Here is a 23,428-nt window from a genome sequence, read left to right on the forward strand (position 1 = left end):
ATATCAATGTCATTTTCTAGCTACCAATGAAAAGTCCCTAGCTGTTGGGAGGCAATAATACCAAATATCTGATGTCTTCCTCTAAATCTTAGAGCATTTGCCAAATACTAACAAATGTTGCCCAGATTAGAGTTTTTAAAGGAACGACTATTTAATCCCCGGTAGACTCCACTCATACTTCACCGCGAGGAGACGAATCACCATAATCATGAGGATAGGGATGATGAGAGTAAGGTATGAAGGAATGTTAAATTGTAACAAAACTACATATAAGACAACTCCAGCTAGACAGGCAGTCGCGTAGATTTCTTTACGAAAAATCAAAGGCACACGACCGATCAATACATCCCTGAGTACTCCACCGAAGACAGCAGAGACGACGCCCATCATAATGGCAATGATCATGTGCATATCTAGTCCTAATGTTTTTTCAGTTCCCAGTACTGCAAATAGTCCAATTCCTATCGTATCAAATAGAAACATCGTACGACGTAGCGAGGCGATCCATCTTTTGAAAAGGTAGCTGAGTGTGACCGCCACCAATACGGCGTAGAGGTAGTTAGGGTCTGCTACCCAGCCGATAGGGTGATAATCAAGCAGAAGATCACGTATCGTACCTCCTCCCAGTGCTGTGATGAAAGCGATGACTACTGAGCCAAATGCATCCATTTTGTAATCTGAGGCGGTGAGTGCTCCTGATATGGCGAATACAACGATTCCGGCTAGGTTGAGTATGTAGATGAATTCCATGGACGTTAAAAATTGGGCGCGAATATGGTGTTTTTGTTTTAATCTACGACTAGAGTTGTGGATTATTTTATAGCAGACTTTAACTTCTCTGACTCAACGATATAGGGAGCATTGATGATCAGTGTTGTCCCCTGTACACCGAGCTGCGTATCTAGTGTTATTTCGCCATGGATGAGATTGCTACGGGAGGTGATGTTTTTCCATCCATTGCCCGACCCTTGTCTTAGCTTGGTTTGGTCAAACCCTGCTCCATTGTCTTCGATGAGCAGGGTGATCTCTTCTTCGTCTCGTGTCAAACTCAATGTTGCTTTTTGCGCATCTGAGTATTTGAGTAGGTTGTTGATCCACTCTTGTATGATACGGTAGAGTGATATCTCTTGGAGGTCTGTCAGACGACCCTCCATACCGAAGGTGTCCAGTTCGATGTGGATTTTTTGAGTCTGGTTGACGCGCAGGACGAATTCTTGCGTGGCTGCAGCAACACCTTGTTGAATCAAGGTCTCGGGCATCAGATTAAAACAGATGGATTTTAACTCCTGATACATGTCATCAAGGACTGCACTGGAGGCTTGGTACACTTCTTCGCGGTTGGCTTGGTTCTTCTCTAAGCTAGCGAGGTTCAGGTTGAGCAAAGAGATCATCTGTCCAAAGCCATCGTGGAGGTCTCGTGCAAAACGTTTGCGCTCGGACTCTTGAGAGGATAGCGCTGCAGCGAGTTGAGATTCTTTGGCGAGCGTTTTTTGTCTCTCTAGCTCGTTACTTTGCTTGAGCAGAATTTTTTTGCGTTGTAGTAGGCCGATGACAACAATCAGAATCAGTATCCCGATCATCCCAGCAAAGATCAACTGATTGATTTTTAGTTCTGCAGCTTGGGTATCAAGTAGTGCTTGCTGTAGTGCGATTTGCTGTTCTTTCTTTTCGGTTTCGTATTTGGTCTGCACATCTACCAAGGACTGCTGTTTTTGTTGGTTGAAAACCGAGTCGTTGGAGGCTTGGTACATGACCTGGTATTTGTAGGCTTTTGGGTAGTCCCCGAGTTTTGCGGCAGTACTAGCGATATCTCTTTGGATCAGTAGTGCTAGGTCTTGATGTCCTGCATCTAAGCTGTAGGGTAATGCTTGTTCGAAGAGGTTTTGTGCCTTTCTCAGTTGGTTGCGTTGCGCTTCCATAGTGCCTTGGTTGTAGTAGATTTCTCCCAGACCTTTGGTGTATTGGGTTTCTTCGGTGATAGCGATGGCTTTGTTGTAATAGTAATTGGCCGAATCGTAGTTGTTCCTTTTCTTGAAGACATTGGCGATGGTGACATAGGTCGCCCCGAGCCCAGGTTTGTTTTTTATCTCCATAAAGAGGGGGATGGTTTTATGACCATAGTAGAGGCTGCTGTCGTATTTTTCCAAATAGGTGTAGACAGTAGTCAAAAAATTGTATGCATTGGCCAAGCTCTCTACATCCTGCGACTGCAGCGCGAGTTCGAGTGTTCGCATAAAGTATGGTAGTGCTTTTTCGTGATCCCCGTTGAGGGAGTGTACTTTGGCGACCTCCCCTATGGCACGTCCCACCATGTTGCTGTCCCGTTGATGTTCGAAGGTACGAAGAGCACCTAGACTGTAGCTGAGTGCAGAGTCGAACCGCCCCGTGTTTGTGAAAATCATGGCAGCATTGAGTTGGCTTTTGGCAGCACTGAGGGAGTCTCTTATTATGAGATAGGCTGCCATGGACTGGGTATAGTAATAAAGTGCCGAATCTTTGTTGGTGGCAAAGTGATAGTATACTCCTTTCATTTTTAGGCCATAGGCACTAGCCTTTGGGTAGCCATGCTGCTGCCCCATGCTAATGAGCGAGTCAGAGTAGATTAGATTGCTATCTGGATGTGTATAGTAGTATTGTTTGGCCTTAGCAGCATATCGCTCGTAGAGCAGGGAGTCATCGGTGCTTTGGCTGTGAATATTGAAAGAAAAAAGGGTGGTCAAAACCCCAAAGAGTAAGTAGGGCTTCATAAGCTTAGGAGTATTCATGAGGTTAAATTAACGCATAGGCTGGGAATAAATCAATCTTCAGGAATTCATTGTTTGATTAGCCCAACGATCACTATTGCAAAACCAGCGAGGATATGAATAGCAATAAGTCCCACAATAAAATTGAGCCCTTCATCTTTGTGTTTTGCATGATAGGTAGAGAACATGTCTATTTGAGCATTGACATCTTTGGGAAAGACCAGTACTGACTTCCAACGAATGTATAGTCCTAGATAGTCGAGTGGGTATATATCACGTTCCATTCCTAGTTGGTAAACACTTCCAAAAATTCAAATTTCTCTCCATCAAAGAATCCCATGTCGCTCATCTTGGCTTTAGGGATTACGAGTAGCGCCATGAATGACAGGGTCATGAAGGGTGAGTTGAGCGGTGAACCGAGCGACTTAGCAAAGGCATCTATCGTAGAGTACATTTTGGACACACGATAGCCCTCACGATCCGACATGATTCCAGCCACTGGTAGTTCTAGTAGCATTTCTTTTTTGCCTTTGACTGCAGATACGCCCCCTTGTGCAGCGATGATCAGGTTGACGGCACGACAGAGGGACTCGTCATCTACGCCTACTGCGATGATGTTGTGAGAGTCGTGACCTACCGAGGAGGCAATGGCCCCTGACTGTAGCCCGATATTTTTGATATAACCAATGGATGGAGCTGTGTTTTGATAACGGTTGATGACGGCAACCTTAAGTATGTCTTCGTCGGTATTGGTTTGTCGAGGATTGTCGATCAGCTGGCTGTCGAACTGTAGGAGATTGGTGATGAGCTGTCCATCTAGTGCTTCCATGACTTGCACCTTGCTACCAGTGATGGTGACTTTGAAATCTTCTGGTGTTTTCGGTTCACAATCAAAATTATTGATCACTTCGATGGGGATAGATTTGATTTTGGTTTTGCCTTGTTTGGCCATTAATTGTCCATCGATCCAGGTCTCTTGGATGTTGAAATCTTCGGGATTATCAATGATAATGAAATCTGCAGGGTCTCCTTTTTGTAGAAGGCCTACTTTCATGCCATAGTGTTGGACGGGATTGATGCATGCTGCTTGTAGGATTTTGAATAGGTCGATTCCTTTGGCTAGCGCACGTTTGACGAGCAGGTTGATGTGACCTTCCTCGAGGTTGTCTGGATGTTTGTCATCCGAACAAAACATCATGCTGGCGTAGTGTTCGTCTAGCAATGGTATCAATGCTTCGAAGTTTTTCGCTGCGCTACCTTCTCGGATCATGATTTTCATGCCGCTGTTTAGTTTGTCGAGCGCCTCTTCGGCAGTGAAGCATTCGTGATCGGTGGAGATACCTGCGCCAGCATACTGCTGGGCTTGTTCGCCTTTCAGTCCGGGAGCATGTCCATCTACAGGTTTACCTAGTTTTTTGGCAATGGCGAGTTTTTCATAAACGGTTTTGTCATGATAGAGTACGCCTGGCCAGTTCATCATCTCAGCGAGGTAGACGATTTCTTTTTTGCGCAGGAGGTATTCTACATCCGCGGTGTTGATCTCTGCACCCGCTGTCTCGAATGGCGTAGCAGGCACGCAGGAGGGAGCGCCAAAATAAAACTTGAAATTGACCGTATTGCCATTGGCGATCATGTACTCGACTCCTTTCACACCCAGCACATTGCCAATCTCATGGGGGTCAGAGATCGTACCGACTGTGCCATGTACCACCGCCATGCGCGCAAACTCCGAGGGGACGAGCATCGAGCTCTCCACATGAACATGCGCATCGACGAATCCTGGTAAGATGTACTGGTCGGTAGCCAGATCTGTTTTTTCTATTTTTTTGATGATGCCGTTATTGATTTCTATGCGAGCGGGATAAATTTCTTTTCGGGCTATGTCTATGAGTTGTCCTGATATGATAGTCATGATGATCGTGTTGTCAGAGTAGGCAAAGTACTAAGAGTGGCAAAATATTCATACAGCTGGTAGGTAAAATAAACGGCTTGTATATTTTTGCGGCGTGAAAATCAATTATCTGACAAAATCTGCCATCGATCAATTTATTGATTCGTCTCTCAAAGAGGACATAGGCGACGGTGATCATAGTACCTTGTCGGCGATTCCCGCCGAGCTAGAGCAAGAGGCGCAGTTGCTGATCAAGGGGGATGGCGTTATTGCAGGTTTAGCACTGGCCGAACAGATTTTTCATCGGTTCGATGATAGGCTAGATGTTCAACTGCTCAAGCAGGATGGCGATCAGGTAGTAGAGGGGGATGTAGGACTCATCGTCCGTGGTAGTGCACGATCGATATTGTCCACGGAGCGTCTTGTACTCAACTGTATGCAGCGCATGAGTGGTATCGCTACTTACACACGCAAGCTGACGGATATGATCAAGCATACGGATACCAAACTACTCGATACACGCAAGACGGCACCTAATTTTCGCCTCTGCGAGAAATGGGCGGTCAAGATCGGTGGAGCGGAGAATCATAGGTTTGGACTCTACGATATGGTGATGCTCAAGGACAATCACAACGATTATGCCGGTGGGATCACCAAAGCAGTGACAGCTACTAAAGCGTATCTGAGAGCTAATAATAAGGACTTGCGCATAGAAGTAGAAACGCGCAACATTAATGAGGTGCGTGAGGCATTAGAAGTAGGCGGTGTAGATGTTATCATGTTAGATAATATGTTGCCGTCTATGATGGTTGAGGCAGTGGAGATTATCGCGGGACAGTGTCAGATCGAGGCGTCTGGTGGGATTACCGAAAAAAACATTAAAGAAATAGCTGAAACGGGCGTAGACTACATTTCTGTAGGCGCATTGACGCATTCGTATGACAGTTTGGATATAAGTTTGAAGGCAGTAAAAAAGAAATAATGATAGTAAAGACAAAAAAATACCAATTGGCTAATGGCACTTTTATCAAGTTAGCCTTTGGTAATTTGATCAAAGAGCAGTGGTGGGTTGCGCTCATTTATCTAGCCATCTGTGGCGGGTATCTATGGATCCCTAATATGTGGTGGATCATTGGTGCATCGATAGCATTGGTGCTTTATGGGCTGTTTTGGTTGATTCAGTTCGCAGGGATTTCTCAGTTAGAGCAGGGTAAGTTCATGTTCGAAAAACTCAGTTACGAAATTACCAGTCAGCAGATTTTGATTAAACTCAATAGCAAACAAGGTATGCCTCTCAAATGGGAGAGTATCAAAAAAGCAGTAGTGACGAAGGATCATTTCCTTCTTGTGATGAGCAAAGCACAGATGATACACTTGCCTTATCGCATTTTTAATTCTCAGAATGAAATCAAATTCATAGAGACGATCATGAAGCGCAAGAGCTTGATTAAGGAGTAGTATCTAAGTATACCATCAAGTAAAACGGCTGTTTCAATAGTATTTGAAACAGCCGTTTTACTTTTTAGAGGAAGTGGCAGATTGATAGGTGTATCAAACTGCCACGGGATATATCCCTATTGATAGTAGGGATGTCTCTTCTCAGATGGTTTTGGCTAGTTTTATTTTTAGTAAAAGTAGAATTAGTGAGCCAATGGCCAAAAAAAACCGAATATTGATCATCGATGCTCTCAGAGGCTTTGCTTTGCTCGGAATCATTTTGATCCACTGCGTTGAGCATTTTGAGATATTTCAGCCTACGGACCCATGTAGCCCTTTTGTGCTAGGGGCAGATGACGATGTTTTCGATACTGTTATTTTCCTAGTGGGAGGCAAGGCTTACTCTATCTTCGCGCTGTTATTTGGGTACAGTTTTTTTATCCAGATTCATAGTCAGGAGATCAAAGGGGTAGATTTTCGAAGGACGTTTTTATGGCGACTGGCCGTTTTGTTCGGGATAGGTCTATTGCATTCATTGGTCTATAGGGGAGATATTTTGCATATCTATGCCCTGATGGGAACCCCGCTAATAGCCTTGTACACTGTCAAGTCTCGTACTTTATTGATTTTGGCAGGTGTATGTGTATTGCAAGTGCCATTGTTGGTGTTACTGGTTGAGTCATTTTATGATCCGAGCTACGTGTACACACCTTATTATGGCGATGGATATTTCGAGCGAGGAGAGTCTCTTTATACTACAGGTAGCTTTTGGGATGTAATACGCTTCAATCTTTACGAAGCACGGGTAGTGGTCTGGACATGGACTTATCATACAGGACGCTTTTTTCAACTCATGGCATTGTTCTTAGTCGGTTTGGTGATCGCCCGTGAGCGTTATCTTGAGAATCTGAAAGCCAAGAGGCATCAGATTGCTTTCATAGGGTATTTCTGTCTGATAATGATGCTACTGTCCAAACTATATCAGGAGGCCATCACGAGTTTTCAATGGACGGAGGCACAGGCTATTTTGGTAACAACTGTCGTACAGTCGTATCTCAATCTGCTCTATACTGTAGCGATTTGTTGCGGGTTTATTTTGAGCTACGTCTATTTGAGCAAGTACATAAAAGTGTTTACCTATATGGCATCTTATGGGCGGATGAGTTTGACTAACTATATGTTGCAGGCTGTCGTTGGCGTACTGATATTTTATGGTTTTGGACTAGGCTGGTGGGACGATTTGGGAGCGACGTGGAGTTTGGGTGTTGGGGCAGGATTGTTTCTGGTTCAACTCTGGTTTAGCCAGCAGTGGCTCAGGTATTACCGCTATGGCCCTATGGAGTGGTTTTGGCGTGCACTGACTTATAGAGATTTTAGTATTCCTATCCGGAAAAATGATCGTTAGCAAATCTATGGATGCATGGTTTTGCGGCTGAATCTTCCTAAGATTGCCCAAGAAATCTCTTGGTCATGAAAAAATCCATTTACCTCTCTTTCGTAATTCTTTTGCTGCTTGGTAGTTGTGCTGGCGTGAAACAAGCGACGACTTATCATAGTTCTCAGTTTAGCGATCAACAAGAGGCGTTGATACTGTCTGGTGATGGGCGGCAACCGATGCGAATATTTAAGATTACAGATAGAAGTGACTCTTTGCTGCTCAGAAGTCAGAGTGAGCCTGTCACCGTTGACGCATCAGATACGGTACTGGTGCGGTTGGTAGATCGGATGTTTGCGACCATGCGTGATAGCCTGTCTATGGGGGTAGGGATTGCTGCACCGCAGGTTGGGATTCTCAAAAACATTATCTGGGTACAGCGGTTGGACAAGGAGGATTTTCCCTTTGAGGCATACTTGAACCCTGAAATCATCTATTATTCTGGTCTCAAGCAGGACTGTAGAGAAGGCTGTTTGTCCATTCCAGATAGAATGGATACGACCAAAACGCGCTCCTATGCGATAGAGGTGACTTATGACAAGTTGGATCAAAAGCACTATCGAGAAAAAGTCGAGGGATTTACTGCAGTGATATTTCAGCATGAAATCGACCATCTACAGGGAATCTTATACCTAGATCATTTGACAGAGGAAGTGGAGCAAGCAAAATAGCACCTCATGCAACTTGTTTAGCATCGATGACATTATGGCTTTATGAAACCATGCCTCTTAATACTTGCCTTTGCCATTTCGAGCAGCTCAACTGTATGCGCTCAATATGGCTACCAGAGACCAATTGCTGATGCCTTTTGGGAAACCGAAGATTTACGCACAAATGGTGCAGATACTGTGGTGTTGAATCAGCTCATGGAGCAGATGCATCGTATCGATCATGATATTCACAGTTTGGTCGTGGTACAGCATGGCAAACTGGTGCTTGAAGATTACTTCGGTGGATATGACGCGGAGACTATTCATGATTTACGTTCGACGACCAAGAGTGTCCTGTCATTACTGATGGGGATCGCGGTGGACAAGGGATATGTTCGTAGCATCGATGAACCCTTTATGAACTACCTGCCCGGCCATCAGATCAATAAAAATGACAGTCCCCAGAAACGGAAAATAACCATAAAAGACCTACTAACGATGAGTAGCGGGCTAGACTGTAACGACTGGGATAGTAAATCCAAAGGTCAGGAAGATAAAGTCTATAAACGAAAAAATTGGATGCAGCAGACGCTTGATTTGCCTCAGATTTATGCTTCAGGAGATACGGCGATGTATTGCACCATGGGGACGGTGCTCGTCGCGCGAGTTATAGAAGAGTCGTCGGGATTGTCTATAGCAGATTTTGCTTCCCATTTCTTGTTCGAACCGTTGGGGATCACGGATGTGTCATGGAAGCATACGACTGATAGAGAAGACATACCCAGTGCAGCTAAGCGCCTATATATGCTGCCTCGAGATATGGCAAAGCTGGGTCAGCTGGTTTTGGATCATGGGGTTTGGCAGGGAGATAGTCTGGTGTCGGCAGATTGGATCACGGCATCTACTAGCAAACAAACGACACTGAGCGGTATAGATTATGGCTATCTATGGTGGCAGATTCCTTTGGAGAAAGATGGGATTCTGTACCCGATGACGACTGCTACTGGTAATGGCGGACAGTACATCATGGTGTTGCCGTCGCTGGATATGGTAGCGGTTTTTACAGGAGGAGCTTATAACTCAGAGAAGGATAAGCTCCCATTTGTACTGATGCGCAATGCCATCATTCCGATGCTGGAACCGTGAACTGTCATCAACGACCCTGTGTTGTGAGCGTTGGAATTAGAGGTTTTACATATCCCCATTTTTAGGGATTTGTAGACTGTGTATTTGTTGTCATATTTGATTTGTGGATAAAAAGGGTTTCACGGTGTTGCGCCTATACTACATATTACCTAACATTAGGCTAGCAATCGATTCGTAATCAATTCATTATACTCACACAAAAGGAATTAGATGCAAACAATTGAAAATGTGGTCGAAAGATTAGATCGGATCACAGAAGATTCCATGTTGGATTTTGATCCAATGGGTTATTTTTCAGCCGCTTATTATGCCGCCTCAACTAAGATTATGGTAGGAGTCAGGCACAATGTCTTTGAGCAATCTCACGTCGTAGAAGATATTTATCTAACTATGTCGGATCGCTTTTTTGATGAGCGCAGCACATTCATGAAGGACACCAAAACTACTGGCGCATGGCAGAGTTCATTTGGTTATTTGGATAGTATGTTTTCTATGGTGCTCCAGCAGGTTATGACGGGCATCCATGTGCATGTGAGTTTGGATTTAGCTGTAGCAGTGGCTCAAGTAGGAGGTGAACGGATCGATAGGCTCAAAGGTGATTTTGACAAGGTCTTTGATATGTTCAAAATCACTGCTGAACGTGTGGAGGAGGATATGACCGATAGGTGGCCAACTACCAAGTTCGTTTTGAAAATATTGGGGGTTCTTGATAATTATTTTGTTCATTATAATTTTGAAAAGGCACGGGGAGAGACTTGGGTATTCGCCAAAGAGTTGGCGCAAGCTACCCTCGCAGACAAGGAGTCTTTGATCAAGCAACGAAATGAAGTAGTCGCCCAAAAAACAAAATTGGTCAAGTATCCAGGGGTCATTATGACGGTGGTATTTGCAGTGATGCGTATGTTCGAATTGGGCAATGTTGCTAAGAAAACGCAACGACTAATGAGTCTTTGGAAATAACTTTAGTGTTCCACAAGCCAGTCTTTGGCTTTTTCGAGGCTGTTGGTGAAATAAGTGTCTCTGTCGATGGCTGATACAATCAGACGTTGGATGCCAGTGATACCAATCACGGCTCCTTTGTATTCTATTCCTTTTTCTTTGAGTATGTCGAAAATCTCACTTGCTTTTTCTTTACTCTCCAGGTTCAATCGGGTTTTTGCTACGTTAGAGATGTATCGAATTTTTTTCGGATTAGTTTTCAAGGCTTGGTTAAAGCCAATTTCCATCAGCCAAGGATGTTCGTCAGCGCGCAATTCTGAGAAGTCAAAGTAGTAAATTTCTTTGCCTTTATGTAGAATGATTTTGATGCGATCACTGTAGTCCATAGTTGTATTTCAAAAATCGATTGAAATTATAGGCTGGATGGTCTACCTAATGTTAGTTATAATTTCTTGAAAATCAAAGCAGTGAATGAGGGAGTAGATTAACTTGGTAAAGAAGGAAAACCGAGAGTGTCTTTGTATATTGTGATTGTATCAATGATTGATTTATGAAGAAAATATTAGCCTTCGCAGGAAGCAATAGCAGCCAGTCTATCAACCGTCGATTGGTTCGGTGGGCATCCGATCAAGTAGCTGAATCAGAGGTGACTCTTTTGGATTTGAATGATTTTGAAATGCCGATATTTAGCGAGGATCGCGAACGTGAAAAGGGAATCCCCTCGGAAGCCAAAGCATTTAAAAATACTCTTAGAGAATCAGACGCAGTGATGATATCATTTGCGGAGCATAATGGAAATTTTAGTGCGGCATTCAAGAATATATTTGACTGGGCATCTAGAATAGAAGCTAAAATATGGCTGGACAAACCTATGTTCTTGATGGCGACTTCCAACGGTAAGCGTGGAGGGAGTAGTGTTCTAGAGATAGCAGTGAAAGGGTTTCCATTTAGAGGAGGCGAAGTAGTCGCTCATTTTTCACTTCCATCCTTTAGCGAGAACTTTAGCGATGAGAATGGGATTTTGGATGAGGAGTTGAGAAAAGAGTTTGTGAAACAGCTGGAATTGTTTGATAGCGCGTTGGCAGGTGATTGATAGTCCGTGATGTAGGTTTCGGGATTTAGTTGGTTTGATTTCAATACGTTTTTTTGTAAATTTCATAGTTCCCCTAACGAGCGCGTATCTAAACCCAACCTGAATCATGCAATTTCAATCCAACTCCCTCGATATTTTTTCAAGTCCCGAACATGGGATACATGTGTTGTATTTTCGGTTCAAAGGTAAGTTTACCAAACAAGAGAGTACTGCGGGATCTAGAGCTTGGAGTGAGGAGCTGGAAAGTTCTAACAATAGGTATCGATTTATTTGGGACTGTAGTGAGATGACAGGATTTGAACCGTCGGCCCGTACCGAGTGGTACAAAAGTATGAAGTTGTATAAAGGTAGGATTTCTGATGTCACAGTGATATCCAGTAGTATATTGATCCGAGGAGCGGCGCGTGTCATGTTGGAGATGTTTGGACTGAAATCGTACATTGTGAAATCAACAGCAGATATTTTGGTCAGATGAAACCTGTTGTCATTTCTTGGGAAGTATAAAGCGTATTAGCTTTGTTTTCACGATCATATGTTCTTCGATTAATTGGAAAAGAAAAAACTATCACTCACGAAAAAAGAGGCCAAATTAAAGGCTGCTAATTACTGTGCCTACCAAGAACGGTCGCAGAAGGAAGTACGCAATAAGCTCTTTGAGTATGGACTGTACAAGAACGAGGTAGAGGATGTATTGGCAGATTTGATCATGGACGGTTTTATCAACGAAGAGCGATTTGCTAAGGCCTTTGCTGGGGGGAAGTTTAGAGTCAAAAAATGGGGACGAAACCGGATCAAATTGGGACTGCAGCAGCATGATATATCGTCATACTGCCTGAAACGGGCGATGGCAGAAATACCGCCTGCAGACTATACGGCGACTTTGGTAGCACTGATCGAGAAAAAATCTACTACCGAATCTGAAACTAACTTGTTCAAAAAGAGAGAGAAGATTTCTAGGCAAATGATCTACAAGGGCTATGAACCAGAGTTGGTTTGGGAGTTTGTCAAAGACGTAGTAGTTTAGGTGGATTGAACTATTCGTAGGGAACGGCTGTTCGCAGTAGAACAATCGAATTGACCCCTTTCTTAAGCAACCTTGAAGAAAAGACTAAAACAAAATCTATGAGTATAAGACCGTCTATCGATAATATTTTCGAACAATTGACAGAGCTTCTTAGTGTTTTGGATCGGCAGGAGTATAGTCAGCCTGTACCATTACTGAATGGCGCTACGATTGGCCAGCATATACGACATACTTTGGAGTTTTTCGTTTGCTTGATGGACGGGGTGGAGCAGGGATGTGTCAATTACGATCAGAGACAGAGGGATTTAGTTTTAGAGAATAGTCCAGTAGAAGCGATTTCATGCGTCCATGCATTGAGAGATCGTATGACAGAGGGACAAGAGAATATACCCTTGAGGCTGAAGCAGTCATTGGGTCAGGAAGGTGAGTTAGTAGAAATTCAGACCAATCTTGACCGAGAGCTGATTTATAATATCGAACATGCGGTGCATCACATGGCACTGATCAGGGTGGGACTAAAGGATGTCAAGCCAAACCTAGAGTTATCTGAGGCATTTGGGATAGCGAGTTCTACCATCAGGTATAGACAGACTCAACTGCGAAAAGTCTAGATATGGACGCTATATTGGAGACAGGGGAGGATGTGGGGAAATCTCATTCTGTTCCTAAAAAAGGATCATGGTACGGTAGACTAAGTTCGTCTGTAGTCTGGGTAAAGGTGTTTAGGTGGGAGTTTTGGCCATTTTCGGTGTTTTACTTTCCCGTATTTTTTTATTGGATGTACCTGTCCATTCGATCTCGGTCATTTTTCTTTTTCACCTCTTCCAATCCGACGATAGAGTTTGGAGGGATGTTGGGGGAATCCAAAATGAAAATATTTGACCTTATACCAGATGTTTATATTCCCAAAACCTATCGCCTGAATGCTGAGTCCCGACTAGAGGAGGTGAAAGAGCTGCTGAAGGATGCTGGATTGGACTATCCTGTGATTCTCAAACCCGATATAGGGGAGCGTGGATGGATGGTCGAACTAGTCAAAAGTGAAGCGCAGTTGGTAGAGTATCTGCAGGAGATACATGTGGATTTTTTAGTGCAGGAGTATGTTTCTTATTCCGTTGAGCTAGGGGTGTTCTACTATAGGTATCCAGACCGATCGAATGGTACAGTTAGTTCTGTCGTCATGAAAGAAATGCTTTCAGTAGTCGGGGACGGTACACGTACAGTGGCGCAACTGATGGAAGAGGATCCGCGGGCACAGATGCATATCTCTCGTTTGCAAATCAAAGAGCCGCGTCGCATGAAAGAAATTCCTGAGAGAGGTGTGCGGGTAGAGCTAGTCTCGATAGGCAACCACTGCTTAGGAACGACCTTTATTAATGCCAATTATCTAATCAATGATAAGTTGATTCGAGTGTTTGATCAGGTAAGTCAGCAGATCGATGGGTTTTATTTTGGGCGCTACGACCTGAGGTGTCGCTCTATCGAGGATTTGTACCAAGGGGAGCACTTCAAGATTTTGGAACTGAATGGAGCAGGAGCTGAGCCAGCACACATCTATCATCCGGGTTTTTCACTGATCCAAGCCTACAAGGATATTATTCATCATCTAGGGGCATTGGCGGATATATCTCGTATCAACCGTAGACGAGGTTACCCCCATATGTCATTTAGAAAAGGGTTGGCAGAAATCGCTAAGATAAGAAAATACAACAGAGAGAAAGAAAAGAAGACATGACTGGGATCGGTGTTTTTTTGATTGCGATGGTATGCAGTTTTGGAGGGTCTATACCTCCTGGGTCTATCAATCTCTCGGTGATGCAATTGGCCATGCAGAACAAGAAGGCAGGGGCATTGACTTTTGCTATAGCTGCTGCGCTGGTTGAGTTTGTCTATGCAGGTGTGGCAGTGCGTTTTCAGATTTATTTGACGGAACATGTCGAAGTGGCTTCTTGGTTTAAATGGATTTCTGGAGGAGTCCTCATCCTTTTGGGAGTCCTGAATTTAGTAAAGAAAGTGAAGCAGGTAGAGCGTAAGGAGATAGGGGAGAAACGTGCTGGTTTTTTGAAAGGAATGTTGGTAGCACTGGCGAATCCTTTAGCAATACCGTTTTGGTTAGCAGTGACAGCCTACTTACAGTCGATGAACTGGGTACGCTTGTCAGCGGACAATTATTTGCTCTATGTAGGAGGAGTCTCTACTGGGACTTTTTTGCTCCTGGTCTCTGTGATTTATTTGGGCTCTCGTTTCAGTTCGATTCAGGACAATGTATTCGTACTCTATCGTCTACCAGGAATTATTTTTGTTTTCATGGGGCTATGGACTTTCATTCAATAGGTCGTTTAGTCTATTTCTAGCGTTTTGCCTTCATAGTCAAACATCTCTAGAACCTCTTCTATCATCTGTAGACGAGCCATTTTTTTATGGTTGGCATCTATTTTTAGCCAAGGGCTTTGTTTGGTGCTAGTTTGTTGTAGCATGAGATCGATATACTCGGAGAAGACATCCCACATGCTCTGCGCTTTTTTGTCTACGGGACTTAGTTTCCACGTCTTCAGCGGGTCATTGATTCTACCCTCGAAACGGCTCTGCTGTTCTTCTCGAGTGATGTCTAACCAGAATTTGATTAGTTTAACCCCAGAATCTGAAATCATCTTTTCGAACCCATTGACCTGATCCATAAACAGATGGTACTGCTCAGGTGTACAGAAATCCATGGCAGGTTCTACCACGGCTCGGTTATACCAGCTGCGGTCAAAAAATATGATTTCTCCAGTTGAAGGTAGGTTTTTGATGTAGCGCTGAAAGTACCACTGTCCTTTTTCTTTAGCTGTAGGCTTGGGTAGTGCGATTACTTTAAATTCCCGTGGGTTCATGTGCTCTATGAATCGCTTGATCGCGCCCCCTTTACCTGCGGCATCACGACCTTCGAAGATCACGACGACTTTGAGACCTTCTTTGACGATATACTTTTGCAGCTTGAGCAATTCGACCTGATAGTGTTCTAGTAGGGCATTATATTTCTTTTTACTCAATTTGGTTAGCTCCATATATCGTGGTTTTGGGGTTGGAAAATTAAGATATATAAAATTATCATTAGTCAATAGGCTCGCAAACAAAATGTAAATCTGACTTGATCGTCTGATTGGTAAATGTATAAATTGCCAGACATTAACCCCTTATTAAACAACGATTACCCTTTACAACCTATGATGAATAAGAAAATACTCGTACTTGGCGCAGGACGTTCGTCCTCTGTGCTTATTGATTTTTTGCTAGATCACGCTGAATCCAACAGTTGGCATGTCACTGTCGGAGATTTAGATCAGACCATGGCGGAGGAGAGAGTTTCTGCTCACCCATGTGGGCGTGCTTTGGTTTTTGATATCCATGATGCTGCGCACAAGCAGATTATTCGTGATTTTGATTTGGTGATCTCAATGCTGCCTGCTGCTTTTCATTTTTCTGTGGCGGAGGTATGTGCTGAGGCAGGTATCAATATGCTCACGGCATCCTATGTTAGCGATGAGATCAAAGCACTAGCAGAAACTTTTGAGAATAATGGTGTAGGGTTAATCATGGAGCTGGGGTTGGATCCCGGAATAGATCACATGTCCGCTATGAAAGTCCTCGATAGAATTCGCACAGCTGGATCGACACTCAAGGCTTTTGAAACCTTTACGGGAGGATTATTGGCACCTAGTCAGGATGGCAACCCATGGCAATATAAGTTCACTTGGAATCCTCGAAACGTCGTACTCGCAGGTCAGGGGTATGTAAAGTTCTTACAAGAAGGTCGCTACAAGTACATTCCCTACCAAAGATTGTTTCGTCGGACGGAGGTGATTTACATTCCCGAACACGGCTACTTTGAGGGCTATGCCAACCGAGATTCGCTGAAATATCTCGATGCGTATAAGCTGCATGGAATCAAAACGCTATACCGTGGCACGCTACGTCGAGTGGGGTTTTGCAAGGCATGGGATGTTTTTGTTCAGCTGGGTGCTACGGATGATACTTTCCAGATGCAAAATGTGTCTGAAATGACGCATAGGCAGTTTATCAATTCTTTTCTATCCTATAACCCGACAGACTCTGTAGAACTGAAATTGGCGCATTATCTCAACATAGACCGAGATTCTGAGGAGATGTTTAAACTCAACTGGCTTGGGATGTTCGATGATGAGTTGGTAGGCCTAGATCAGGGAACTCCAGCTCAAGTACTGGAACACATCCTCAAGAAAAAATGGACCATAGCGCCAGACGAAAAGGATATGATTGTGATGTGGCATAGGTTTGAATATGAAGAAGATGGTGTTCACAAGCAGCTCCAGTCTTATATGGCTGTAGAGGGAGAGGATGCGGTACACACGGCCATGTCTAAAACAGTTGGATTACCTCTGGCAGTAGCTGCCAAGTTGATATTGACGGGTGATTTAGCTGTCAGAGGAGTACAAATCCCTACTGAAAAATATATCTACGAGCCGATCTTGGACGAACTAGAAAATCATGGTGTGAACTTCAAAGAAGTCGAGATAAACTGATATTATGTTCTATAGGAGTGCATTATTAACGTTCATGTCCCTCGGTTTCTTTGCTATGTCTAGCTGGGCGCAGGGGGGCGATTCTACAGAGTTCGTGTTGGAGGAAGTGACGATTGTGTCGGGGTTGTTTGAGGAGAAGATAGTTGATTTTGGCGGGGCAGTTTCAGCACTCGACTTTCAGCAAATCAACGCTGGAGATGAGCTGACACTGCAGCCTGTGCTAAATGCCATCCCTGGGGTGTACATGCAGTCTGGAACGTTGAGTACCAACCGGATTACCATTCGCGGGATCGGAGCTCGTTCGCCTTTTGGGACAGACAAAATAAAGGCTTACCTCGATGAAATACCTCTCTCGACGGGCGAAGGAGAAACGACTATCGAGGATGTCGATTTTGCTACGTTGGAGCAGATAGAGGTCTTTCGAGGGCCTACTTCGACAATCTATGGTGCGGGGCTGGGAGGAGCGATACGTTTTCAAACGCTGAAACCTGAGGGATTCCCTAAGGCTTCTGTGGAGGCGATGTTTGGCTCTTTTGGGCTCAGGCAGTACCGTGTGAGCGGTCAAGTAGCAGATGACAAAAGGAGTTTGAATTTGCTCTATCAAGATGTTCATAGTGATGGTTATAGAGACAACAATACTTATGATCGTCAGTCGATTACTTTGTTGGGGCAGTCTGTATGGCAAGAGCATTCGGAGTTTACGCTCTACGCTAACTATACTTTTTTGGAGTCTTTTATTCCTAGTTCGCTAGGCGTGGATGATTATGAAGATAATCCTGAGCAAGCCGCCAGTAGTTGGGGAGATGCTGAAGGCAAAGAGGATAGTGAACGTTTTCGTGCGGGACTAACTCTCAAAACGAATTACTCGTCGCGGACGGAAAGTCATGTGACCTTATTCGTCAACGGGAGCAAAGCTAGTGAGGTACGCCCTTCCTTCTTGGGTAATCTCACTTCGGATCAGCTCAACACCGGTATACGTGCCAAGGTCAGAAGAAGCTTTCTAGCAGATGAACAATTACAGGTGGTATTGGGTGTTGAAGGGTTCTTAGAATCCTATCGTTATCGGGAATTTGTTAACGATGCAGGACAAAATGGAGATAAAACCTTAGACCTAGACCAACAAAGAAATTATGGTAATGTGTTCGTCGCGACGGAATATTACCCCTCTGATCAGTGGATATTGACATTGGGGGCTAATATGAATTGGTCGCAGTATGATCTTCATGACCAGTTCAACACAGGTACAGCAGATCAAAGCGGAGGCTATGGTTTTGAACCTGTATTCTCTCCTAAGGTGAGTATCGTGAACAAGCTTTCTGATGATTTTTCGGCGTATGCCTTGGTGTCTCATGGTTTTTCTTTGCCCTCATTCGAACAGACTCTTTACCCAGGGGGACAGGTTAATAAAGACTTGAAACCAGAGTCTGGATGGAACTATGAATTTGGACTCAAAGGAGATGTGATCAAGAGGAAACTCTATGCTGAAATCGTAGGGTATGCCATGTACACGGAAGATTTGATAGTGAACCGTGAGGAGAATCAGGTGACGATAGGAGTCAATGCAGGGAGCGCCCGACACTATGGTTTAGAGATTCTTATAGACCATGAGATATGGCAGTCTCCTATGGTTCGGGTCGATCAACGTCTGTCTTATGCACTGATGGGTTATCATTTTGCGGATTTCGTGGACGGAGAGGAGGATTACTCGGGTAACCGAATGACTGGTGTGCCTAACTATACACTCGACTATACGCTTCGTGCGCAAATGACGAAGGGCTTTTTTGGTCATGTCAACCTACAAGCAGTAGGCAGCAGGACGATTCTTGATGATGCTTCCTTGCAAACGGATGCTTATTATCTACTGAATGCTAAGGTTGGTTATCAACGTGCCTTTGGGCAGTTGGATCTCAGTGTGTACCTAGGAGGTAACAATTTGAGCGATACACGCTATGCCTCCATGCTCTTGATTAATGCTAGCTCCCAGCGTTATTACTATCCTGGATTGCCGATCAATTACTACAGCGGAGTAAAAGCGGCTTACCGGTTCTGATTCGAGACGTTTATTGTGCTGTGCTCGGCATGAGTTCGATGTTTTTTTGAAAAGCGGTCTCGAACGATATATTAGTGTCAGTTCCAATTACCCCTTCTAGGTCATGAATCTTCCCATAGAGTACGTCTCGTAGATGATTGTTGTCCACGGCGATGACTTTGATCATCAGCGCATACTTACCTGATATGTTTGAGCACTCGATGATCTCTGGGATTTTTTCTAACTCAGCTACGATTTTTGGAATGTATTTGGCATTAGCCACATCGATACGGGTGATAGCTTCTGTCGAGTAGCCGAGAGCCTTGGCGTTGAACCGGAAGGTGGCATTTTCGAGCACGCCGAGTTGTCTCAGTTTGTTGACGCGCTGGTGTACCATGGTGTTGGATATACCGAGCTCCTTGGCCAATGTCGAAAAGGGTACGCGGGCATTGATTCCTAGCCGTTTCATGATGGCTCTGTCCATATCGTTAATTTGACTTTTATCCATATGTATCAATGCTTTAATTTATGTTTTGACTCAAAAATATTATTTAAAAAGTCAATATTTTTATTTTTAGGCTTATTTAAAATGATACGACCTGTTTTGTTTTTAATATAAATGAATATGATTCTTTTTGAGTCAATGAAAAGTAAGAGCCAAAACACCTACCAAGAAGTTATAGCAAGATGCTGGTCTGACTATGTGTCGAAAACGCCATCCGCTGAGGCTATCCACGATCTGCTTGCAGACCGTGGTGAGCACATAGTCAACGACCACATCGCTTTTAGAACTTTCAACCATCCTAAAACTGGGATTTCTGTACTGGAAAAACCTTTTTTAGAAGCAGGGTACAAAGCTCGTGGTACTTATCATTTTGAGGCCAAAAAGTTGGTTGCTCAGCACTATGAGCACCCTGATGCAGATGCGCCTAAGATATTTATCAGCGAGTTGTTACTAGAAGAGTTTTCTCCTGAACTGAACCATGTGGTCAGTGAGATCGTGGAACCACTGGAGGAAGAAGAAGTGGTAGCTTTCCCGTCACGGCCGTGGCAAAATGTTTCATTTGAGACGTATCAGTCACTGCTCGCAGAGTCAGAGTACGCTGCTTGGATGTATGTGTTTGGCTTCTGTGCCAATCATTTTACCATTCTGGTCAATGAATTGAAGGGTATTAAAAGCCTAGAGGAGATGGATGAGTTTCTAAAGTCTCAGGGGTTTGAATTCAATATATCGGGAGGAGAGATCAAAGGAACTCCCGCAGAACTCCTAGAGCAGTCTAGCATCTTAGCAGACAAGATGGAGGTAGATTTTGTGGAAGGGAAACGTGAAATCCCATCTTGCTACTATGAGTTTGCTAGACGATATGCAGATGCTGACGGCAAGCTCTTTCAGGGCTTCATTGCTAAATCTGCAGACAAAATATTTGAAAGTACTGATGTGAGGTAATGCATCAATAAATGCCCGGCTGAAAAAAGCAACTAACAACAACCCAAAAATGATGACAGGTTTAGACCTGAATTGACTTTTTCATTACAAGCCTTGCCAGTACCCCAAATACTGGCAAGGGCATTTTATTTCATTGATGAGCCTATTCTAATTCTAGCTACAGCTCGAAAAATCAAACAAATCATATCGCTCATTTGTCTATTCATATATCTTTGCGGCTATGGCAAAGAATGACGATAACGATCTAAAGAAAATAGTATCCCATGCCAAAGAGTATGGATATGTTTTCCCTTCGAGTGAAATATACGATGGTCTCAGCGCGACCTATGATTATGGGCAGTATGGCGTAGAGCTCAAGCAAAACATCCGACAGTACTGGTGGAAAGCCATGGTTCAGATGAATGAGAATATCGTCGGAATCGACGCGTCGATTTTCATGCACCCGACCACCTGGAAAGCTTCGGGTCACGTCGATGCATTCAACGATCCGATGATTGATAACAAAGACTCCAACAAGCGATACCGTGCGGATGTGTTGATCGAAGATTTTATCGCCAAGATAGAAGCCAAAATCCAGAAAGAAGTAGACAAGGCTGCCAAGAAATTTGGCGACTCGTTTGACGAGGCACAGTTCAAAGAAACCAACCCACGCGTACTGCAGAACCAAGAGAAGATCGATACGATCAATGCTCGGTTCAAGAAAGATATAGAAGAAGAGGATTTCGCTGATCTCAAATTATTGATCGAGGAGCTGGGAATCGCTGACCCTGTGAGTGGATCAAAGAACTGGACCGAAGTACGTCAGTTCAACCTCATGTTCTCGACCGAGCTGGGTTCTCTAGCTGATGGAGCGAGCAAGATCTACCTCAGACCTGAGACAGCTCAGGGTATATTCGTCAACTATCTCAACGTACAGAAGACTGGTCGCATGAAGCTGCCATTTGGTATAGCTCAGACAGGGAAGGCGTTTAGAAACGAGATCATCGCACGTCAGTTCATCTTTCGTATGCGTGAGTTTGAGCAGATGGAGATGCAGTTTTTCGTGAAGCCTGGCACAGAGATGGAATGGTACGAAAACTGGAAAGAAAAGCGCATGAACTGGCACAAGTCACTCGGGTTGGGCGATCAAAACTACAAGTTTCATGATCACCTAAACCTTGCGCACTACGCCAATGCGGCATGTGATATTGAGTTTAATTTCCCGATGGGGTTCAAAGAACTAGAAGGGATTCACTCTAGAACAGATTTCGATCTCAAAGCTCACGAAGAGTTTAGTGGCAAAAAGCTACAGTTCTTCGATAGCGAAACGGAGAAGTCTTACGTGCCTTATGTCGTAGAGACGTCTATCGGTTTGGACAGAATGTTCTTGGCGATACTAGCGACTGCCTATACAGAAGAAACCCTCGAAGATGGCAGTAGCAGAACGGTACTCAGATTGCCGAAGGCTCTCGCTCCTGTCAAAGCGGCAGTTTTACCACTCGTCAACAAGGATGGCCTGCCAGAGAAAGCAAGAGAAATTCTCGATGAACTGAAATTCTCAGTCAATGCGCAGTATGATGGTAAAGACGCCATCGGTAGACGATACCGTAGACAAGATGCTATCGGTACACCATACTGTATCACTGTGGATCACCAGACGATAGAAGATGGCACAGTGACGATCAGAGAGCGTGATAGCATGGAGCAAAAGCGCGTGTCAGTAGCAGAGGTGGTCTCTGAGATAGAAACAGCTGTAGACTTGAAACCATTGCTCAAATCGCTATAAGAAGCACTGATTTAGGAATAGCAAAAGCAAAATTATTGGCGCTTCACTTCTTCATCTCCTTGATGAGAAGTGAAGCGTTTTTTTGTATGCGCGGGTGAGAGAAAGACGTATCTTTAGGCTATGATTTTTCTCCAGCAAACTGTAGAGTCTACCTCGTCAGTAGATGCCTTTCGAATGTTTTTGGTCACCATGGCTTTTATTTTCTTATTGGTACTGACGGGCAAAATAAATTTAGGGATCTATCTACCATTCGTGCCAGTGCCACTCCGAAGAGCCCGCAAGCGTATCCTGAAAAATCACTCCCGATACTATGTAAACCTTCCTGAAAAAGAAAAGAAGAGGTTCGAACAAAAAGTGCAGGCTTTTATCCATCAAAAGGAATTCATCCCCAGAGAGCTCAAAGAAGTGACCGAGGAGATGAAAGTATTGATAGCCGCATGCGCAGTGCAGCTGACGTTTGGATTTCGAAGGGTGTCGCTCTCCTTTTTCAAACGGATACTCGTCTACCCGACGAATTACTATTCGACCATCAATCAGAAGTATCACCGTGGAGAGGTGAACCCTAGAGTCAAGGCGATTGTGCTTTCTTGGGAGCATTTTGTGGAGGGTTTTATCGATGAAGCAGATGGACGTAATTTGGGATTGCATGAAATGGCGCATGCCCTGCGTATCGAAAACCGCATCACCAACCAAGAATATGGTTTTTTAGATGAAAAGGTGCTATCAGAGTGGGAGATTTTAGCAGATTTTGAAATCGACAGAATACAGTCCAACGAGCCTAGTATCTTTAGAGAATATGCAGCAACCAACCGGGAGGAGTTCTTTGCAGTGGCGGTAGAGAACTTTTTTGAGCGACCTGAGATATTTAAAAAAGAGAAGCCAACGCTGTATCAAAACTTAGCTCTACTTTTGAGGCAAGATCCATCACGCCCATGAAGAAAAAACCGCACCCAGCAGGAGAAAGAAGAAGAGAGACCGTCACGATGAAGGATCTCATGGATGCCATGCTGAAATCCTATAATATCGATAGGCGGTTTGATCAGGCCAGTTTGATTACTAAATGGAACAAAATCATGGGGACAGCAATCGCCAATCGTACCACGAACCTCGAGATACGAAAAGATGTTTTGATCATCACCCTATCTTCTGCCCCTCTCAAGCACGAACTCAACAATTCCAAACAAAAAGTTATGGATATGGTCAATGCCGAGTTTGGTAAACGAGTGGTCAATCAGGTTTTATTTGTGTAAGCACTGCTAAGTAAATCAAAAGGCTGCTGGATAATTA

The 23,428-nt window shown here is 44.0% G+C and carries 25 protein-coding genes; 18 read left to right on the top strand and 7 right to left on the bottom strand.

Features of this window, described 5'->3' with window-relative positions:
• Positions 1-147: 147 nt before the first annotated feature.
• The 4 genes from BGP76_RS16715 to ade all read right to left on the bottom strand — a co-directional run bounded on the left by BGP76_RS16715 (position 148) and on the right by ade (position 4,656).
• Positions 148-750 (bottom strand): trimeric intracellular cation channel family protein, encoded by a 603-nt coding sequence (locus BGP76_RS16715; RefSeq protein WP_119845513.1) that lies wholly within the window; start codon positions 748-750, stop codon positions 148-150.
• 62 nt (positions 751-812) lie between these two features.
• Positions 813-2,765, bottom strand: a complete 1,953-nt coding sequence (locus BGP76_RS16720; protein WP_119845514.1) for a tetratricopeptide repeat protein — start codon at positions 2,763-2,765, stop codon at positions 813-815.
• 47 nt (positions 2,766-2,812) lie between these two features.
• Positions 2,813-3,028: a hypothetical protein gene (locus tag BGP76_RS16725; RefSeq protein WP_119845515.1), complete on the bottom strand. Its 216-nt coding sequence runs from the start codon at positions 3,026-3,028 to the stop codon at positions 2,813-2,815.
• Between the two features lie 2 nt (positions 3,029-3,030).
• On the bottom strand, positions 3,031-4,656 hold the full coding sequence (ade, locus tag BGP76_RS16730; protein WP_073120766.1) for an adenine deaminase: 1,626 nt from the start codon (positions 4,654-4,656) through the stop codon (positions 3,031-3,033).
• 94 nt (positions 4,657-4,750) lie between these two features.
• On the opposite strand from ade, the gene nadC reads away from it, so the two are divergent.
• From nadC to BGP76_RS16760, 6 genes are all read left to right on the top strand, one after another.
• Positions 4,751-5,617 (top strand): carboxylating nicotinate-nucleotide diphosphorylase, encoded by an 867-nt coding sequence (nadC, locus tag BGP76_RS16735; protein WP_119845516.1) that lies wholly within the window; start codon positions 4,751-4,753, stop codon positions 5,615-5,617.
• Positions 5,617-6,093, top strand: coding sequence for a YcxB family protein (locus tag BGP76_RS16740; RefSeq protein WP_073120764.1), 477 nt, complete (start codon positions 5,617-5,619; stop codon positions 6,091-6,093). Before nadC ends, BGP76_RS16740 begins: the two co-directional genes overlap by 1 nt.
• Positions 6,094-6,286: 193 nt before the next feature.
• Positions 6,287-7,477 carry a DUF418 domain-containing protein gene (locus BGP76_RS16745; protein WP_158584313.1) on the top strand — a complete coding sequence of 397 codons (1,191 nt, stop codon included), beginning with the start codon at positions 6,287-6,289 and terminating at the stop codon, positions 7,475-7,477.
• A gap of 65 nt (positions 7,478-7,542) precedes the next feature.
• Entirely contained in the window at positions 7,543-8,178 is a 636-nt protein-coding gene (def, locus tag BGP76_RS16750; RefSeq protein WP_119845583.1) for a peptide deformylase, read from the top strand.
• 42 nt (positions 8,179-8,220) lie between these two features.
• A complete protein-coding gene (locus BGP76_RS16755) occupies positions 8,221-9,303 on the top strand; it encodes a serine hydrolase (RefSeq protein ID WP_119845518.1) in 1,083 nt (360 codons plus the stop codon).
• Positions 9,304-9,513: 210 nt separating this feature from the next.
• Positions 9,514-10,263, top strand: a complete 750-nt coding sequence (locus BGP76_RS16760; protein ID WP_119845519.1) for a DUF5995 family protein — start codon at positions 9,514-9,516, stop codon at positions 10,261-10,263.
• A gap of 2 nt (positions 10,264-10,265) precedes the next feature.
• Here BGP76_RS16760 and BGP76_RS16765 read toward each other — a convergent pair whose 3' ends face one another.
• Entirely contained in the window at positions 10,266-10,628 is a 363-nt protein-coding gene (locus BGP76_RS16765; RefSeq protein ID WP_073120756.1) for a hypothetical protein, read from the bottom strand.
• Positions 10,629-10,792: 164 nt separating this feature from the next.
• Between BGP76_RS16765 and BGP76_RS16770 the strand changes: the two genes are divergently transcribed.
• The 6 genes from BGP76_RS16770 to BGP76_RS16795 all read left to right on the top strand — a co-directional run bounded on the left by BGP76_RS16770 (position 10,793) and on the right by BGP76_RS16795 (position 14,693).
• On the top strand, positions 10,793-11,335 hold the full coding sequence (locus tag BGP76_RS16770; protein WP_119845520.1) for an NADPH-dependent FMN reductase: 543 nt from the start codon (positions 10,793-10,795) through the stop codon (positions 11,333-11,335).
• A gap of 106 nt (positions 11,336-11,441) precedes the next feature.
• Positions 11,442-11,810, top strand: a complete 369-nt coding sequence (locus BGP76_RS16775; protein WP_147407498.1) for a hypothetical protein — start codon at positions 11,442-11,444, stop codon at positions 11,808-11,810.
• A 72-nt stretch (positions 11,811-11,882) separates the two neighbouring features.
• On the top strand, positions 11,883-12,359 hold the full coding sequence (locus tag BGP76_RS16780; RefSeq protein WP_073120750.1) for a regulatory protein RecX: 477 nt from the start codon (positions 11,883-11,885) through the stop codon (positions 12,357-12,359).
• Between the two features lie 98 nt (positions 12,360-12,457).
• Entirely contained in the window at positions 12,458-12,970 is a 513-nt protein-coding gene (locus BGP76_RS16785; RefSeq protein ID WP_073120749.1) for a hypothetical protein, read from the top strand.
• Between the two features lie 2 nt (positions 12,971-12,972).
• The gene (locus BGP76_RS16790) at positions 12,973-14,094 is read left to right on the top strand and encodes a hypothetical protein (RefSeq protein WP_119845522.1); all 1,122 of its coding nucleotides are present in this window, start codon (positions 12,973-12,975) and stop codon (positions 14,092-14,094) included.
• The gene (locus BGP76_RS16795; RefSeq protein WP_119845523.1) at positions 14,091-14,693 is read left to right on the top strand and encodes a LysE family translocator; all 603 of its coding nucleotides are present in this window, start codon (positions 14,091-14,093) and stop codon (positions 14,691-14,693) included. Before BGP76_RS16790 ends, BGP76_RS16795 begins: the two co-directional genes overlap by 4 nt.
• Positions 14,694-14,698: 5 nt before the next feature.
• Here BGP76_RS16795 and ppk2 read toward each other — a convergent pair whose 3' ends face one another.
• On the bottom strand, positions 14,699-15,406 hold the full coding sequence (ppk2, locus tag BGP76_RS16800; protein ID WP_119845524.1) for a polyphosphate kinase 2: 708 nt from the start codon (positions 15,404-15,406) through the stop codon (positions 14,699-14,701).
• Positions 15,407-15,565: 159 nt separating this feature from the next.
• Between ppk2 and BGP76_RS16805 the strand changes: the two genes are divergently transcribed.
• A complete protein-coding gene (locus BGP76_RS16805) occupies positions 15,566-16,900 on the top strand; it encodes a saccharopine dehydrogenase family protein (protein ID WP_370453809.1) in 1,335 nt (444 codons plus the stop codon).
• Between the two features lie 34 nt (positions 16,901-16,934).
• Entirely contained in the window at positions 16,935-18,950 is a 2,016-nt protein-coding gene (locus BGP76_RS16810; RefSeq protein WP_158584314.1) for a TonB-dependent receptor, read from the top strand.
• 10 nt (positions 18,951-18,960) lie between these two features.
• On the opposite strand, the gene BGP76_RS16815 is transcribed toward BGP76_RS16810, so the two are convergent.
• The gene (locus BGP76_RS16815; RefSeq protein WP_119845526.1) at positions 18,961-19,437 is read right to left on the bottom strand and encodes an Lrp/AsnC family transcriptional regulator; all 477 of its coding nucleotides are present in this window, start codon (positions 19,435-19,437) and stop codon (positions 18,961-18,963) included.
• 135 nt (positions 19,438-19,572) lie between these two features.
• On the opposite strand from BGP76_RS16815, the gene BGP76_RS16820 reads away from it, so the two are divergent.
• From BGP76_RS16820 to BGP76_RS16835, 4 genes are all read left to right on the top strand, one after another.
• On the top strand, positions 19,573-20,376 hold the full coding sequence (locus BGP76_RS16820) for a DUF1338 domain-containing protein (protein ID WP_119845527.1): 804 nt from the start codon (positions 19,573-19,575) through the stop codon (positions 20,374-20,376).
• A 220-nt stretch (positions 20,377-20,596) separates the two neighbouring features.
• Positions 20,597-22,141, top strand: coding sequence for a glycine--tRNA ligase (locus BGP76_RS16825; RefSeq protein WP_119845528.1), 1,545 nt, complete (start codon positions 20,597-20,599; stop codon positions 22,139-22,141).
• Between the two features lie 120 nt (positions 22,142-22,261).
• Complete coding sequence (locus BGP76_RS16830; protein ID WP_255416151.1) at positions 22,262-23,077, top strand: zinc-dependent peptidase; 816 nt, start codon at positions 22,262-22,264, stop codon at positions 23,075-23,077.
• On the top strand, positions 23,074-23,391 hold the full coding sequence (locus BGP76_RS16835; RefSeq protein ID WP_119845529.1) for a DUF721 domain-containing protein: 318 nt from the start codon (positions 23,074-23,076) through the stop codon (positions 23,389-23,391). The genes BGP76_RS16830 and BGP76_RS16835 overlap by 4 nt, the downstream gene beginning before the upstream one ends.
• The last annotated feature ends 37 nt before the right edge of the window (positions 23,392-23,428 follow it).

It is taken from the genome of Reichenbachiella sp. MSK19-1 (genome assembly GCF_003590315.1).
Lineage (GTDB): Bacteria > Bacteroidota > Bacteroidia > Cytophagales > Cyclobacteriaceae > Reichenbachiella > Reichenbachiella agariperforans.